Genomic DNA, 14920 nt, shown 5'->3' on the forward strand with positions numbered 1-14920 from the left:
TGATCACGGTAGCTGGGATCAGGTGAGGAGGGTCTTGGCTAGCGAGAAAACGTCGAGGGCGGTGCTGCCGTCGATGGTGTGCCAAGGGGACAGCCAGGAGGTGGCGGCGAGGTCGTCGTAGAGCTTGGCGACGCGGGTTTGGAGGGCGTGGTCGGATTCCCACTTGTCGCGGGCGCGGGCGTCGACTGATTCGCGGTGGGTGGAGCGTTGGGCGGCCAGTTCGGGGGTGACGCGCAGGAGGAGTTGGGCGTGCGGGGTTGGGAGGGCGAAGCGGTCGATCTCCACGGCCTTGACCCAGGAGACGAACTCACCAGTAGCCGACTCGTGCAGGCGGGCGGCGCCGTAGGCGGCGTTGGAGGCGACGTAGCGGTCCAGCAGGAGGACGTCGTAAGAGGCCAGGTCGGACTGGAGATCGTCGAGAGCTCCCTGGCGGTCCAGGGCGTACAACACGGCCATGCCGTAGGCGGAGTCACCGAGGCCGCCCAGGCGACCGTGGAGGCCGTCTTGCACCAAGTCCGCCGTGACGGACACGCCGTACCGGGGGAAGGCGCGTGTGCCCACTGTTGCGCCGTGCGAGGTAAGAGCGGCGGTGAGCTTTTCGGCCAGGGTGCGCTTGCCCGCACCGTCGAGGCCCTCGATGACGATCAGGCGTCCCACGGCGGTGAACCCTACGCGAGTTCGACAGCCGTGGACGGCGCCGCCCGGCTCCCCTCCGGGTCGGCGCCGTCCACGGTGCCATCCACCCCCCGGGGCGGCTCCTTGGCCCTGGCATGCCCCCTGCGCAAGCCAGAACTACTCAAGATCGCTCGACCGGGTTGGTTTGTTACACCTTCCGGTGACAAAAGACGCGAGCCCCGGGACACAGGTTGCGTCCCGGGGCTCCGCGGCACCCGCTACCACTCAGTAGCGGTAGTGCTCGGACTTGAACGGACCGTCCGGGTCGACGTCGATGTACTCGGCCTGCTCCTTGCTGAGCCTGGTGAGCGAGCCGCCGAGGGCCTCCAGGTGGATGCGGGCGACCTTCTCGTCCAGCTTCTTGGGCAGCCGGTACACCTCGTTGTCGTACTCCTCGCGCTTGGTGAACAGCTCGACCTGCGCGATGACCTGGTTGGAGAAGCTGTTCGACATCACGAAGCTGGGGTGGCCGGTGGCGTTGCCCAGGTTCAGCAGCCGACCCTCGCTCAGCACGATGATCGTGTGGCCGTCCGGGAACACCCACTCGTCGACCTGCGGCTTGATGTTGATCCGCCGGATACCGGGATAACGGGAAAGACCGGCCATGTCCAACTCGTTGTCGAAGTGGCCGACGTTGCCCAGGATGGTCTGGTGCTTCATCCGCGCCATGTGCTCGACGGTCACCACGTCCTTGTTGCCGGTCGTGGTGACGATGATGTCGGCGCGCTCGACGACCTCGTCCAGGGTGCGCACCTCGAAGCCGTCCATGGCGGCCTGCAGCGCGCAGATCGGGTCGATCTCGGTGACGACGACCCGGGCGCCCTGGCCGCGCAGGCTCTCCGCGGAACCCTTGCCGACGTCGCCGTAGCCGCAGATGACCGCGACCTTGCCCGCGATCAGCACGTCGGTGCCCCGGTTGATGCCGTCCACCAGGGAGTGCCGGATGCCGTAGCGGTTGTCGAACTTGCTCTTGGTGACCGAGTCGTTGACGTTGATCGCCGGGAACAGCAGGTCACCGGCGGCGGCCAACTGGTAGAGCCGGAGCACGCCGGTGGTGGTCTCCTCGGTGACCCCGCGCACCCCGGCCGCGACCGCCGTCCACTTGCCGGGGTCGGCGGCCAGCGAGGCGCGCAGCGTGTCGAGGATGATCCCCCACTCCTCCGGGGCGTCGTCCTCGGTGGCGGGCACCACACCGGCCTTCTCGTACTGGACACCCTTGTGCACCAGCAGGGTCGCGTCGCCGCCGTCGTCGAGGATCATGTTCGGGCCCTGGCCGTCCGGCCAGGCGAGCATCTTCTCGGTGGCCCACCAGTACTCCGGGAGGGTCTCACCCTTCCAGGCGTACACCGGGACGCCCTTGGGCTCCTCGGCGGTGCCGTGCGGGCCGACGACGACCGCGGCGGCCGCGTGGTCCTGGGTGGAGAAGATGTTGCACGAACACCAGCGGACCTCGGCGCCCAGCGAGACGAGGGTCTCGATCAGCACCGCGGTCTGCACGGTCATGTGCAGCGAACCGGAGATCCGGGCCCCGCGCAGCGGGTACACCTCGGCGTACTCGCGGCGCAGCGCCATCAGACCGGGCATCTCGTGCTCGGCCAGCCGGATCTCCTTGCGGCCGAACTCGGCGAGGGACAGGTCCGCCACGGCGAAGTCGATGCCGTTCCGTGTCTGCGCGAAGCTCGCTCCGGTCGCGCTCCGCGTGTCTTCTGCGGTCATCGAAAACATCCTCCAGACTTCTGGTTCCCGTCGAACACTACCGTCGCGGCCGGGAACGCGGGGCGACCAAAAGGAGTGATCCGTGCCTGTGAGTGACCGGGGCGGGACGTGCTGCTGACCGGCGCGGAAACCCGCGTGGTCGAACTGCGCGTGCACGGCGTCATGGGCACATCGCCCGCCAACCTGGTCGGGGCGGTGGCCGCGGTCGACGTGGCCGGGGACGGCGTCGGCCGGATCGTGCGGCCCGCCGACCGGCTGCTGCGGCCCGCGCCGGGCCCGGTGCTGCGCGCGGAGGGCCGCTCGGTGCCCCGGGTCGTCGAGGGCTACGTGTGGGGTGCGATGACCTCGGGTGGCCTGGCGAAGGCGACGTGGGCGCTGCTGTTCCCGTTCTCGCTGGTCAACATGGCGCACTGGATGCTGCCGCCGGTCCCGCCTGGGCACCGACCGGCCCGGCTGCTCGGCGCGGTGAACCGGTCGCTGCTGCGGTTGGCGGCGTTGCTGCTGACCGGGCTGCTGGTGGCGCAGGCCGCGGTGGTGAGCCTGGACCTGGTGGCGGGCCAGTGCCTGGCGCCGGGCGGCGGGTGCCTGACCTGGGTGCCGGACTGGCTGCGCGGTACGACGTCGTTCCGGCAGGTCGTGGGGTTGTCGCCGGTGTTCGCGGCGATCTTCGTGCTGCACCGGGTGTCCACCATCGCGTGGGAGACGCCCGCGGCGCCGAACCCGCCGGAGTCGCAGCCGAACCTGAAGGTGGAGCTGCCCGGCCGGAACCTGGTGTCCGATCCGGACACCCCCGCGCTGCGCGCGCTGCACCTCACCGCCGCGTTGGCCTTGGTGGCGTTGCTGCCGTTGGGTGGTCCGTTCACCCCACCTTCGACGGGTTTGGCGCGGGTGGTGTGGTCGGCGGCCCTGACCATCGTCGGCGCGTGCGCGCTGTGTGTGTTGTTGTTGGACGATCCCCGCGGCGCGGAGCCGTCAACCGCGGGTCGGCGGTTCCGCGCGGCGCTGGGTCCGCTGCCGCGGGTGGTCATGCTGCTGGTCGGGGTGGCCTTGGCGATCACGTCCGGGGTCATCGCGAACCCGCTGCCGGTCCACCTGGCGGGTACCGGTCCGACCGTGGAGGCGATCGCGGCCGGGCTGATCGCGATCGTGGCGTTACTCGGGCTGCTGCTGATCCCGGCGGCGCTGATCGCCCGGCGCACCTGGGCGGGCAGGCCGCGCGACCTCCGGCCGTGGGCGGGCGGCTGGATGGCCGCCCCGGTGCTGACCATCGGGTCGCTGCTCGGCGGCGGGCTCGGCGCGGGACTGGCCATCTCGCTGCGGAAGCTGGTCGGCTCGACCGGGATCGCGCTGCCCGCGGGCTACGAGCAGGTGACACTGCTGTGGGGCGCGGCGGCGGTGATCGGGTTGGCGGTCTCGATCCCGTTCGGCGTCGTGGCGGGCATCCGGCTGCTGCTGGTGCCCACCGGGTACGTCGAAGTCGGGCTGCTGCACAAGGACCGGTTCGCCGACGCCGCGAAAGCGCTGCGGGCCTGGCGGATGGCGGGGTGGCAGCGGCGCAACGCGCACCGGGTGCTGCTCGCGCTGGCCGGGGTGCTGGCCGCCGGGACGATCATCTCGGTGACCACCCGGATCGCCGAACTGCACCCGCCGCGGTGGATGGACCCGTTGCCCACCTTGGGAATCTTGACCTTGGGTGCCCTCGTCGTCACCTTGGTCCGAGCGGTGTACACGGCCGCGCAGGAGGCCAAGGTGGGGCGGCGGCTCGGCGTGATCGCGGATCTGGCGTCGTTCTGGCCGCGCGAGGCGCACCCGACGGTCCCGCCTTGTTACGCGCTGAAAGTGGCGCCTGAACTGGCCGCGCGGGTGGTCGAACACCTGAAGGACCCGAACACGCGCGTCGTGTTGACCGGGCACAGCCAGGGCAGTCTGCTGGTCGCGGTCACCGCGGCGCGGTTGATGGAGTCGCTCAACGAGCCGGAGCGGCAACGGATCGGCCTCGTGACCGTCGGGTCGCAGTTGCAGTGGGCGTACCCGCGCGCGTTCCCGGCGGCCGTGCCGCACGAGTCGCTCGCCGAACTGGCCCAGCGCCTCGGCACCCGGTGGCGGTCGCTGTGCCGCGGCACGGACCCGCTCGGCGGCGCGGTCACCACGTGGAACCGGCAGATCTGCGACGGCCAGTTGCTCGGCACCGGGTTCCGGCCGGACGGCACGATCGGGCCGCTGCCCGCCGCGACGCCGTCGCCGACCGGGGCGCTGGTGCTGGGCGGCGACCACTGGTTGCCGGACCCGATGCGCGGGCCGTTCCCCGGTCGGCGCTGGATCGCGGGCGTGTTGCGGCACAGCGAGTACACCGCCGACCCGGAGTGGGACCGGGCGGTGGCGATGGCGGCGGGCCTGGACCCGGAGGAGCCGCGGTCCACGCTGCCGTGGCCGAGCCGCGTCCCCTGATCGGGGGCTGTGGACAACTTCGCGCACGCAGGCCGGAAATCGGTCAACCTGGGCGCATGCGAAAGATCCTGGACCTCCTGCTTCCCCAGACCTGCGCGGGTTGCGGCGCCCCCGGCGGCGTCTGGTGCCCCGGTTGCGCGGCCACACTGGACGATGTGCGCGTCGTCGAGCGCTCGGCCACCCGTGGATTGGCGCCGGTGTTGGCTTTGACGGCGTACGGCGGGGCGGTCCGGCGCGCGGTCATCGCTTACAAGGAACGCAACCGGTGGCCGTTGGCCCGTCCGCTCGGCTTGGCGTTGGCGGCCGCGCTGCCGCGGCTGGCCGCCTTGGTCCCGGCGGCCGCGGCCGCGTGGCCCGCTTTGGTCACCCTGTTGGGTGCCGAGGTTGGTGACGCTGAACCGGGGCACGGGCGCGGCGTGCTGTGGTTGGTGCCCGCGCCGTCCACCGCGGCCTCGATCCGGCGGCGCGGCGGGAACCACATGGCCCGGGTCGCCGGGATCGCGGCGGCCGCGCTCGGTGCGCGCGGCGTGCGGGCCGGGGTGGCGCCCGCGTTGGCGTACGGCCGCGGCACCCGGGACTCGGTCGGTCTCGACCGGGAACTGCGGGCGGCGAACGCGCGGCGGCACCTCGCGGTCGACCGCGCCGCGTTACCTCCATCGGGGTCGCCCGTCCTAGTGACCGACGATGTGATCACCACGGGTTCCACGGCGGCGGCCTGCGTGCGGGCGCTGCGTGCCGAGGGGCACCCGGTACTCGCCGTGCTCGCCTGCGCGGCGACCGACTGAGGGCCGCCGCGTCCCAGATCCTGGTACCCCCGAAAGAGTGATGCCGGGCCGGGAACCAGCGGCGGCGCGGGCTCGTTGGCCGGTCATGAGGCTGAGCGCGTCGGGAGTTCACCGCCCGTTGGGGCAATGGTCGACTCCGGACGCCGGAATGTCCTCCGGCGCTGCTCGGCCGTCCACTCTGCGCCATCGGGGTGAACCGGTGTGCCGGGCGACGGGGACGCGCCCCACCCGGCGGGCGGTCGGGCCCGCGCGCTCCGTCACGCTCGGTCGCGAACGGATGTCGCCCGGCCCGGGGGCTGTTGCTGGGCCGGAACGCGAGCTAACGTGCTGCGCTATCACCGTTCCCGGTTGGCAGGGAGGAGGCGAGCAGCCCATGACCCTGGTGCCGGTGGAGCGCTGACCGCGCAGGTCGCGCCCAGTCCCGGACTTGGAATCCGCGGACCAGCCCGGTGCCAATCACGCACAACGCTGGAGCAGTACTCGCCGACAGCGAGGGAGGTCGTGTATGGACATCGTGGTTAAGGGCCGGAACGTCGAGGTGCCCGAGCACTACCGGACACACGTCGAGGAGAAGCTGAGCCGACTGGAGCGCTACGACCGCAAGGTCATCCGCTTCGACGTCGAGCTTTTCCACGAGCCCAACCGCAGGCAGTCGAAGAACTGCCAGCGGGTCGAGATCACCGGGAAGGGCCGCGGACCCGCCGTCCGCGCGGAGGCCTGCGCGGGCGACTTCTACGCCGCGCTCGACTTGGCGGTCAGCAAGCTGGAGAACCGACTCCGCCGCCTGCACGACCGCAGGCGCGTCCACCACGGCAGGCGCTCCCCCGCGTCGGTCGGCGAGGCGATCTCGGCCGTCACCGCGGTCGACGGGATGCAACCCGCCGGGCGGACCGTGCTGCTGGCGACCCCCGAGTACGAGGGCGGCGGCGCCACCAACGGCGACCACCTCGACGCCGATCTCTCCGCCGAGTACGGCGGCGTCCCACTGCCCCGGCAACGCTGGGAAGACGACGCCACGGACGCCACTGAAGCTTCCCTGGACGGGGACTCGCTCCCCGGCCGCGTGGTGCGCGAGAAGGAGCACCCGGCCAAGCCCATGACCGTCGACCAGGCCCTCTACGAGATGGAACTGGTCGGCCACGACTTCTACCTCTTCGCCGACGCCGACACAGGCACCCCCAGCGTCGTCTACCGACGCCGTGCCTTCGACTACGGCGTCATCAAACTCGTCTGATCCCGCTGAACCGAATGCCCCGGGGGACCAGGCACCCCCGGGGCACCGGCACGCCCACACCCGGACGCCCACCCTGCCTGCGCCTTGTGCACCTACCGCGGGCGCTCTCCCGTCGCCCCGAGCGGCACAGTCCTTGCCAGGACTCGGATATCGGCGCCGACCAGTGCGACCGCACCCAGGTGACCGCCGTGCCGGAACTCGGCCACCGCGACCCTCGCTCGGCCCGGATACCCGCAACGCGACCTCCGCCGAAGTCGGGGAGGCGGGCAGGCCGCCGCCGAATCGGCAGGCCAACGGGGTTGTCCACCTACCGGCAGGTCGGGTTGTCCACATACCGGCGAGTTGCCCACAGCGCAGCCGCCGCCCGCCTTGACAGGTCGCCGTTCGCGGTAGGTTCAGGAATGGGCCCCCGGCCCCCGGGTGGGTGGGGTCTGCGTGGCCGGGTCGGGTCTTCGTGGCCGGCTCTGCCTGGCGGGTTCGCGTGGCCGGGTCTGCGTGGCCGCCGGGTGAAGGGTGGTCAAGGGGGCGGTTCGGGCGGGGCGAACGGTGGGTGGACGGGGTGTTCCCACTTAACACCTGCCGCCTTGTCCGGAACCTCCCGAGCCGGTGGGCCGTTGGTCCAGAGGTGGAGGTCATCCGGGTAGCGTGCGCGGCGCCGTCTGGCGGTGTCGGTGCACGTCGTTCGCCCGGTTGCCTACGATGGCGAAACAGGAGCGTCCGTAGCGGGCGCACGACTATCAGCTAGCGAGGTCGACTCGGATGGTGCTGTCCCGGATCCTGCGCGCGGGCGAGGGCAAGATGCTCAAGCGGCTGCGCAACATCGCAGCGCACATCAACTCGCTGGAAGACGAGGTCGTCGCGCTGTCCGACGAGGAGCTGCGCGACAAGACCGCCGAGTTCAAGAAGCGCTACGCCGACGGCGAGTCCCTCGACGAGCTGCTGCCGGAGGCGTTCGCGGTGGCCCGGGAGGGCGCGAAGCGGGCGATCGGGCAGCGGCACTTCGACGTGCAACTGATGGGCGGTGCCGCGCTGCACCTCGGGCAGGTCGCCGAGATGCGCACCGGTGAGGGCAAGACGCTGACCGGTGTGCTGGCCGCGTACCTCAACGCGCTGTCCGGCGAAGGCGTGCACGTGATCACCACCAACGACTACCTCGCCAAGCGCGACGCGGAGTGGATGGGGCGGATCCACCGGTTCCTCGGCCTGACCGTGGGCGTGATCCTGGCCGACATGACCCCGGCGGAGCGGCGCGAGGCGTACGCCTGCGACATCACGCACGGCACGAACAACGAGTTCGGCTTCGACTACCTGCGCGACAACATGGCCTGGTCGCTCGACGACATGGTGCAGCGCGGGCACAACTTCGCCATCGTCGACGAGGTCGACTCCATCCTGATCGACGAGGCGCGCACCCCGCTGATCATCTCCGGCCCGGCCGACCAGTCGTCGCGCTGGTACCAGGAGTTCGCGCGGCTCTCGCCGATGCTGCGCAAGGACACCCACTACGAGGTCGACGAGCGCAAGCGCACCGTCGGCGTCACTGAGAAGGGTGTCGCGCTGGTCGAGGACCAGTTGGGCATCGAGAACCTGTACGAGGCCGCGAACACGCCGCTGGTCGGGTACCTCAACAACGCGTTGAAGGCCAAGGAGCTCTACAAGCGGGACAAGGACTACATCGTCCGCAACGGCGAGGTCCTCATCGTGGACGAGTTCACCGGCCGCGTGCTGGCGGGCCGCCGCTACAACGAGGGCATGCACCAGGCCATCGAGGCCAAGGAGAACGTGGAGATCAAGGCCGAGAACCAGACGCTGGCCACGATCACGCTGCAGAACTACTTCCGGCTGTACTCGAAGCTCTCCGGGATGACCGGTACCGCGGAGACCGAGGCGGCCGAGTTCCACAACACCTACAAGCTGGGTGTGGTGCCGATCCCGACCAACCGCCCGATGATCCGCCTCGACGAGGCCGACCTGATCTACAAGACGGAGGAGGCGAAGTTCCTCGCCGTCGCCGAGGACATCGCCGAGCGGCACGAGAAGGGCCAGCCGGTGCTGGTCGGCACCACCAGCGTCGAGCGGTCGGAGTACCTGTCGAAGCTGCTGGTCAAGGCCGGTGTGCCGCACAACGTGCTCAACGCGAAGCACCACGAGAAGGAAGCCGCGATCATCGCCCAGGCCGGGCACAAGGGCGCGGTGACCGTGGCGACCAACATGGCGGGCCGCGGTACCGACATCGTGCTCGGCGGCAACCCGGAGCACATCGCCGAAGAGGTGCTCCGCGCCCGCGGCCTCGACCCGGACGAGACCCCCGAGGAGTGGCGCGCCGCGCTGCCCGCCGCGCTGGAGAAGGCGCAGGAGGAGGTCAAGGCCGAGAAGGTCGAGGTGCAGAAGGCCGGTGGCCTGTACGTGCTGGGCACCGAGCGGCACGAGTCGCGGCGCATCGACAACCAGTTGCGCGGTCGGTCCGGCCGCCAGGGCGACCCGGGCGAGTCGCGGTTCTACCTGTCGCTGGGCGACGAACTGATGCGCCGGTTCAACGCGACCATGGTCGAGCGGGTGATGACCGTGATGAACGTGCCGGAGGACCAGCCGATCGAGGCGAAGATGGTCACCCGGGCGATCAAGAGCGCGCAGACCCAGGTCGAGGGCCAGAACTACGAGATCCGCAAGAACGTCCTCAAGTACGACGAGGTGATGAACAAGCAGCGCAAGGTGATCTACGCCGAGCGGCTGCGCGTCCTGCGGGGCGAGGACATGCAGGACCAGGTCCAGCACATGCTGACCGACGTGATCGACGCCTACGTCACCGGTGCCACCGCCGAGGGCTACTCCGAGGACTGGGACCACGCGAAGCTGTGGACCGCGCTCAAGACGCTCTACCCCGTGTCGGTCGACTGGGAGGAGCTGACCGACCGGGCCGAGGCCGAGGGCCTCGACATGGACCACGACTACCTCCTGCGTGCCATCACCGACGACGCCCTATCCGCGTACGCCGCCCGCGAGGCCGAGATCGACGCCAAGGTCGGCTCGGGCGCCATGCGCGAGGTCGAACGCCGCGTGATGTTGTCCGTCCTGGACCGCAAGTGGCGCGAGCACCTCTACGAGATGGACTACCTCAAGGAGGGCATCGGCCTGCGCGCCATGGCCCAGCGCGACCCGCTCATCGAGTACCAGAAAGAGGGCTTCGAGATGTTCAGCGCGATGCTCGACGCGCTGAAGGAGGAGTCGGTCGGTTTCATCTTCAACGTCCCCGTTGAACCAGCCGAGCCGCAGACCGTGCAGCTCGCGCCGCAGCCCGCCACCCTCCCGTCGGTCGCGCAGCCCACGCTGTCCCCGGAGGAGCAGGCCCGCCAGACCGAGTTGCGCGCCCGGCAGGCCCGCGCGCAGGCCGTGCAGGACCGCGTCCGCCAGGAGCAGGCCGCCGCCGCGGCCGCAGGCGAGAACCTCCCGCCCGCCCTGCGCGGCAAGGGCCTCGACGCCCCCACCCAGCAGCGGCTCAGCTACACCGGCCCCTCCGAGTCCGGCGACGTCGAGTCCCACTCCGCCGACGCCGACAACGGCGACTCGCAGAGCGGCACCCGCCGCGAACGCCGCCAGGCCGCCCGCGACCAGGCCAAGAAGGGCCGCAAGGGGCCCCGCCGCTGACGACTGACACCGGGTGGGGATGGTCAACCAAGACCATCCCCACCTTTTTTTGTCCACCGGTGAACGGGCCGCCCGGGGTTTCCGGTCTGGTCACAAGCCGACCAACCGCAGGACCCGCCACCGCCATTCCCCGCTTTCCCGTTCCACCCTTCCCGCCATCACCCGCACCCACCACTTCCCCACCTCGGGCATGATCCGCACCACCGCCGCGACTTCCACCACACCAGCGGACACCTCACACGTGTGCACCCGCATCAACCGGTACCGCGCCCGGGGCCCCCGCCGCCGCGTCAACATGGCCTCATAAGTCTCCGCGGGCAAAATCCCGTGCAACTGGGCCAAAGCGCGCTTGCCCTCCAACGCTTCCAGCAGCAACATCAACACCCGCCACAGGAACTCCCGTGGTACGCCGCGCAAAACCAGCGACCGGACCGGTGACGCGGGCGGCGTGCGCCACCGCTCCTCATCGGCCTCGATCGCGGGTTCGTACGCCACCAGCGCCCTGACCTGCACGGTGTCTCCCTCCATCCCGGACTGCGCCAGGACAGAAGGGGTGCTCGGGAGCCCACCGCACCGCCCTCACCCCAAGTGGTGAACAATCCCCGACCATGCGGGCACTGATCGTCGACTACGCGGGCGTGTTCACCGAGGAGGGCATCCCGGAACTCGTCCGGCGGTACCGGGCGAAGGGGTTCAAAACCGCGCTCATCTCCAACGCGGACGTCGTCCCGAATCTCCCGGACGTCTTCGACGCCGTTCTGGTCTCCGGACTGGAAGGGGTCGCCAAACCGAACGCGGAAATCTACCGGCGCGCGGCGGAACGGCTCGGTGTGGCCCCGCGGGAATGCGTTTTCCTCGACGACGTCGCCGAATACGTCCGCGGCGCGGCGGGGGCGGGCATGGTCGGCGTCCACCACCGCGACTACCAGTCCACAGTGGACGAACTAGCGGTCCTGCTGTGAGCTGGGGACCCTACTGTGAGCGCCGCACCAGTTCGAAGCACAGCACCGCGGCCGCCGAAGCCACGTTCAGCGACTCGACCCCGCCCGCCATCGGGATGGACAGCCACCGGTTGACGTGCGGCCGCACCCCCTCGGTGACCCCGGACGTCTCGCTGCCCAGGACGAACGCCGCCGGGACCGGGAGGTCCGCGTCGAACACCGTCCGGCGGGCGCCCGCGTCGAGCCCGTAGAGCGGGTACCCGGCCGCGCGCAGTTCGGCGGCGGCGTCGGCGGCCGTGGCACACCGCAGGACCGGGGCGGTGAACGCGACCCCGGCCGACGCCTTGACCACCAGCGGATCGATGCCCGCCACCCCCCGGCGGGGAACCACGATCCCGCCGAGTCCCGCCGCCGTCGCGGTTCGCAGGATCATCCCCACGTTCGCGGGCGTGGTGATCCCGTCCAGCAGCAGCACCGACTTCGGGCGCCGGGCCAGCGCCTCGGTGAGCGTGCGCATCCGGGGCGCGACGACGTCGGCCAGCACGCCCTGATCTTGCTTGCCGTTGCCCGCGAGGACCTTCACCCGGTGCGCCGACGCGCGCTGGACCGGCACGCCGCGGTCGCGGGCGGCGTCCAGGATCTCCCGGGCGGCGGGGCCGTGCGCGGTGTCGGCGAGCACCACCTTGTCCACCGTCAGCCTGGGGTCCGCCAACGCCTCCAGCACCGGCTTGCGGCCGTACACCGTGACGAACCGGTCCTTGGGGGAAACCGCTGGGGTGGGGGGCACCCGAGCAGGATCGCACGGGCCGCGCTCACCCCTCCGCACCGGCTGGGATGTGCCAGCATGGGACGGGAGCCGGCAGAGTCCGGCGGGAACTGGTGACGACCGTGAGAGCGTGATGAGTTGAGGGTTTACATACCGGCGACGGTGGCGATGCTGCGCGAGTTGAGTTCCGCCGGGGAGCTGGCCGCCGTGAGCGGCACCGCCTTCGCGCTCACCCCGGCCCTGCGCGAGTCGTACGCGACCGGCGGCGACGAGGAGCTGGAGTACGCGGCGATGCTCGACGCCGCTCGGGCCTCGCTGCGCCTGCTCGGCGCCGAGCTGGCCACCGACCCGGACGTGCCGATGCGCCGCGCCGTGGTCGCCGCCGATGTGGACGGCGCGCAGTTGCGACCGGACCTGGACCACGCCGTGGTCCGGCTGACCGGTCCGGTGCCGATGAAGGTCGTCGCCTCGGTCCACTTGGACACCGAGGAGGCCGTGGTCGCGGTGCGGGCCGCCGTGGCCGCGGTGGACGCCGCCGACCTGGGCGATCCGGACGCCGAGTTCGTCCTCGGCGACGCCGAGGACCACGAGCTGGCCTGGTACGCCCCGCAGGAGCTGCCCTTCCTGCTGGAGCTGCTGTAACCGGAGTTCATCCCATGACAGGATGTACGCGAGTGCGCGGGCCACGAGCACGCCAACCCGCCGACTGAGAGTCCGAGCCGAACGCCCAGGGAGGCGAGCCACACAATGGACGCCGTTTCGTCCGTCCCACCCCCGTTGAACGAGCCGGTCGGCTCCTACGCGCCCGGTACGCCGCGGCGCGAGTCGCTGCGGCGCCGGATCGCCGAGCTGGAGGCCGAGCAGGCCGACCTCACCATGACCATCGGCGGCAGGCAGCGGCTGGCCGCCGGTGACCGGGTCAACGTCGTCCAGCCGCACGACCACCAGCACGTCCTCGGCGTCACCGCCCAGGCCACCACCGGCGACGTCGCCGACGCGGTCGCCGCCGCCAAGGCCGCCGCCCCCGCCTGGCGCGAGCTGCCCTTCGACGAACGCGCCGCCGTCCTGCTGCGCGCCGCCGACCTGCTCGCGGGCCCGTGGCGCGACACCCTCAACGCCGCCACCATCCTCGGCCAGTCCAAGTCGGCCCAGCAGGCCGAGATCGACGCCGCCTGCGAGCTCATCGACTTCTGGCGGTTCAACGTCGCCTTCGGCAGGCGGGTCCTCGAGGAGCAGCCCGAGTCCGCCCCCGGCGTGTGGAACCGTTTCGACCACCGCCCGCTGGACGGCTTCGTCACCGCGATCACCCCGTTCAACTTCACCGCCATCGCGGGCAACCTCCCCACCGCGCCCGCCCTGATGGGCAACACGGTCATCTGGAAGCCGTCCCCCACCCAGCAGCTCGCCGCCCACTACACGATGCGACTGCTGGAAGCCGCGGGCCTGCCCCCCGGCGTCATCAACCTGGTCACCGGCGACGGCGCCGCGCTCTCCGAGGTCGCCCTCACCGACCCCGACTTCGCGGGCCTGCACTTCACCGGCTCCACGAAGACCTTCAAGCACCTGTGGCAGCTCATCGGCTCGAACCTCGACACCTACCGCTCATACCCCCGCATCGTGGGCGAGACCGGCGGCAAGGACTTCGTGGTCGCCCACCCCTCGGCCGACCCCACCGCCGTCGTCATCGGCTTGGTCCGCGGTGCTTTCGAGTACCAGGGCCAAAAGTGCTCAGCCGCCTCCCGCGCCTACATCGCCCGATCCCTCTGGGAAGGCGGCGTCCGCGACCAACTCGCCGACGTGACATCGTCCCTGTCCTACGGCGACGTCACCGACTTCACCCACTTCGGCGGAGCCGTCATCGACGCCCGCGCATTCGCGAAACACAAAGAAGCCCTCACCGCCGCCGCCGCGAACTCGTCAATCGAGATCCTGGCCGGTGGGACAGCGGACGACTCCGTCGGCTACTTCGTCCAGCCCACTGTATTGGTTGGCAGCGACCCACTCCAGGACGTTTTCACAACCGAATACTTCGGCCCGATTCTCGCGGTACACGTCTACGAGGACGCGGAATACGCGAAAGTACTGGAGTTGGTGGACACCTCCTCGCCATACGCCCTGACCGGCGCAGTATTCGCGACCGACCGGTCAGCCGTGGAAGAAGCCCACCGCGCCCTGCGCTTCTCGGCAGGAAACTTCTACGTGAACGACAAGCCGACCGGGGCAGTAGTCGGACAACAACCGTTCGGCGGGGCACGAGCTTCGGGAACCAACGACAAGGCAGGCTCAATCTACAACCTGCAGCGGTGGGTCAGCCCAAGGTCGGTAAAGGAAACCTTTGTCCCCCCAACAGACCACCGATACCCACACATGGGCTAGATGAATGAACTCCCAAGACGGGGTCGACCACCCACCCAGTCCGACCCCGTCTTGCTTACTACAACACCACCACAACCACACTAGAACGCCTCACCCCGACACCCACACCAGCGCACCCGAAAAACCAACGCCTCACCGACGAAGCCCCACACCCGCACCGCCCCCCCCAAAAAAAAATAAGAACTCCACCCCATATCGACGAAGTCCCACACTTGCACCGCCCCCCCCCGGGGGAAACCGTCGTGCGGTGAAGCACCACACAGAACTGGCACCGCGCGCCTCGGGACCCGCCGACACCAACCGCCCGTTGTGGTGGAGTTGTTTTGTTTGGGGG

At 70.5% G+C, this 14920-nt stretch carries 11 protein-coding genes; 7 read left to right on the plus strand and 4 right to left on the minus strand.

Annotation, left to right across the window (positions count from 1 at the left end; genetic code table 11):
- Positions 1 to 18 precede the first annotated feature (18 nt).
- Together H504_RS0121655 and ahcY are read right to left on the minus strand one after the other, a co-directional pair.
- The gene (locus H504_RS0121655) at positions 19 to 657 is read right to left on the minus strand and encodes a dTMP kinase (protein WP_026424483.1); all 639 of its coding nucleotides are present in this window, start codon (positions 655 to 657) and stop codon (positions 19 to 21) included.
- Positions 658 to 900: 243 nt separating this feature from the next.
- Positions 901 to 2391 carry an adenosylhomocysteinase gene (gene ahcY / locus H504_RS0121660; RefSeq protein WP_026424484.1) on the minus strand — a complete coding sequence of 497 codons (1491 nt, stop codon included), beginning with the start codon at positions 2389 to 2391 and terminating at the stop codon, positions 901 to 903.
- A 108-nt stretch (positions 2392 to 2499) separates the two neighbouring features.
- Between ahcY and H504_RS0121665 the strand changes: the two genes are divergently transcribed.
- The 4 genes from H504_RS0121665 to secA all read left to right on the plus strand — a co-directional run bounded on the left by H504_RS0121665 (position 2500) and on the right by secA (position 10503).
- Positions 2500 to 4839: an alpha/beta hydrolase family protein gene (locus H504_RS0121665; protein WP_026424485.1), complete on the plus strand. Its 2340-nt coding sequence runs from the start codon at positions 2500 to 2502 to the stop codon at positions 4837 to 4839.
- Between the two features lie 56 nt (positions 4840 to 4895).
- Positions 4896 to 5624: a ComF family protein gene (locus tag H504_RS0121670; protein ID WP_035305253.1), complete on the plus strand. Its 729-nt coding sequence runs from the start codon at positions 4896 to 4898 to the stop codon at positions 5622 to 5624.
- Between the two features lie 505 nt (positions 5625 to 6129).
- Positions 6130 to 6858 carry a ribosome hibernation-promoting factor, HPF/YfiA family gene (gene hpf / locus H504_RS0121675; RefSeq protein WP_026424487.1) on the plus strand — a complete coding sequence of 243 codons (729 nt, stop codon included), beginning with the start codon at positions 6130 to 6132 and terminating at the stop codon, positions 6856 to 6858.
- A gap of 759 nt (positions 6859 to 7617) precedes the next feature.
- Entirely contained in the window at positions 7618 to 10503 is a 2886-nt protein-coding gene (gene secA, locus H504_RS0121680; protein WP_026424488.1) for a preprotein translocase subunit SecA, read from the plus strand.
- 90 nt (positions 10504 to 10593) lie between these two features.
- Here secA and H504_RS0121685 read toward each other — a convergent pair whose 3' ends face one another.
- Positions 10594 to 11016: an Rv3235 family protein gene (locus H504_RS0121685; protein ID WP_026424489.1), complete on the minus strand. Its 423-nt coding sequence runs from the start codon at positions 11014 to 11016 to the stop codon at positions 10594 to 10596.
- Positions 11017 to 11111: 95 nt separating this feature from the next.
- On the opposite strand from H504_RS0121685, the gene H504_RS0121690 reads away from it, so the two are divergent.
- Positions 11112 to 11465 carry an HAD-IA family hydrolase gene (locus tag H504_RS0121690; protein ID WP_026424490.1) on the plus strand — a complete coding sequence of 118 codons (354 nt, stop codon included), beginning with the start codon at positions 11112 to 11114 and terminating at the stop codon, positions 11463 to 11465.
- Positions 11466 to 11475: 10 nt separating this feature from the next.
- Here H504_RS0121690 and H504_RS0121695 read toward each other — a convergent pair whose 3' ends face one another.
- On the minus strand, positions 11476 to 12231 hold the full coding sequence (locus H504_RS0121695) for a TrmH family RNA methyltransferase (RefSeq protein WP_026424491.1): 756 nt from the start codon (positions 12229 to 12231) through the stop codon (positions 11476 to 11478).
- A 117-nt stretch (positions 12232 to 12348) separates the two neighbouring features.
- Between H504_RS0121695 and H504_RS0121700 the strand changes: the two genes are divergently transcribed.
- The gene (locus H504_RS0121700) at positions 12349 to 12852 is read left to right on the plus strand and encodes a DUF6912 family protein (RefSeq protein WP_026424492.1); all 504 of its coding nucleotides are present in this window, start codon (positions 12349 to 12351) and stop codon (positions 12850 to 12852) included.
- A 105-nt stretch (positions 12853 to 12957) separates the two neighbouring features.
- Positions 12958 to 14586 (plus strand): L-glutamate gamma-semialdehyde dehydrogenase, encoded by a 1629-nt coding sequence (pruA, locus tag H504_RS0121705; protein WP_026424493.1) that lies wholly within the window; start codon positions 12958 to 12960, stop codon positions 14584 to 14586.
- The last annotated feature ends 334 nt before the right edge of the window (positions 14587 to 14920 follow it).

The sequence above is a fragment of the Actinokineospora inagensis DSM 44258 genome, assembly GCF_000482865.1.
In the GTDB taxonomy this organism is placed as follows: domain Bacteria; phylum Actinomycetota; class Actinomycetes; order Mycobacteriales; family Pseudonocardiaceae; genus Actinokineospora; species Actinokineospora inagensis.

Excerpts from the sequence above, each read along its gene's own strand:
- hpf (WP_026424487.1), top strand. The coding sequence starts at position 6,130 with ATGGACATCGTGGTTAAGGGCCGGAACGTCGAGGTGCCCGAGCACTAC.
- ahcY (WP_026424484.1), bottom strand. The coding sequence starts at position 2,391 with ATGACCGCAGAAGACACGCGGAGCGCGACCGGAGCGAGCTTCGCGCAG.
- H504_RS0121670 (WP_035305253.1), top strand. The coding sequence starts at position 4,896 with ATGCGAAAGATCCTGGACCTCCTGCTTCCCCAGACCTGCGCGGGTTGC.
- secA (WP_026424488.1), top strand. The coding sequence starts at position 7,618 with ATGGTGCTGTCCCGGATCCTGCGCGCGGGCGAGGGCAAGATGCTCAAG.
- H504_RS0121690 (WP_026424490.1), top strand. The coding sequence starts at position 11,112 with ATGCGGGCACTGATCGTCGACTACGCGGGCGTGTTCACCGAGGAGGGC.
- pruA (WP_026424493.1), top strand. The coding sequence starts at position 12,958 with ATGGACGCCGTTTCGTCCGTCCCACCCCCGTTGAACGAGCCGGTCGGC.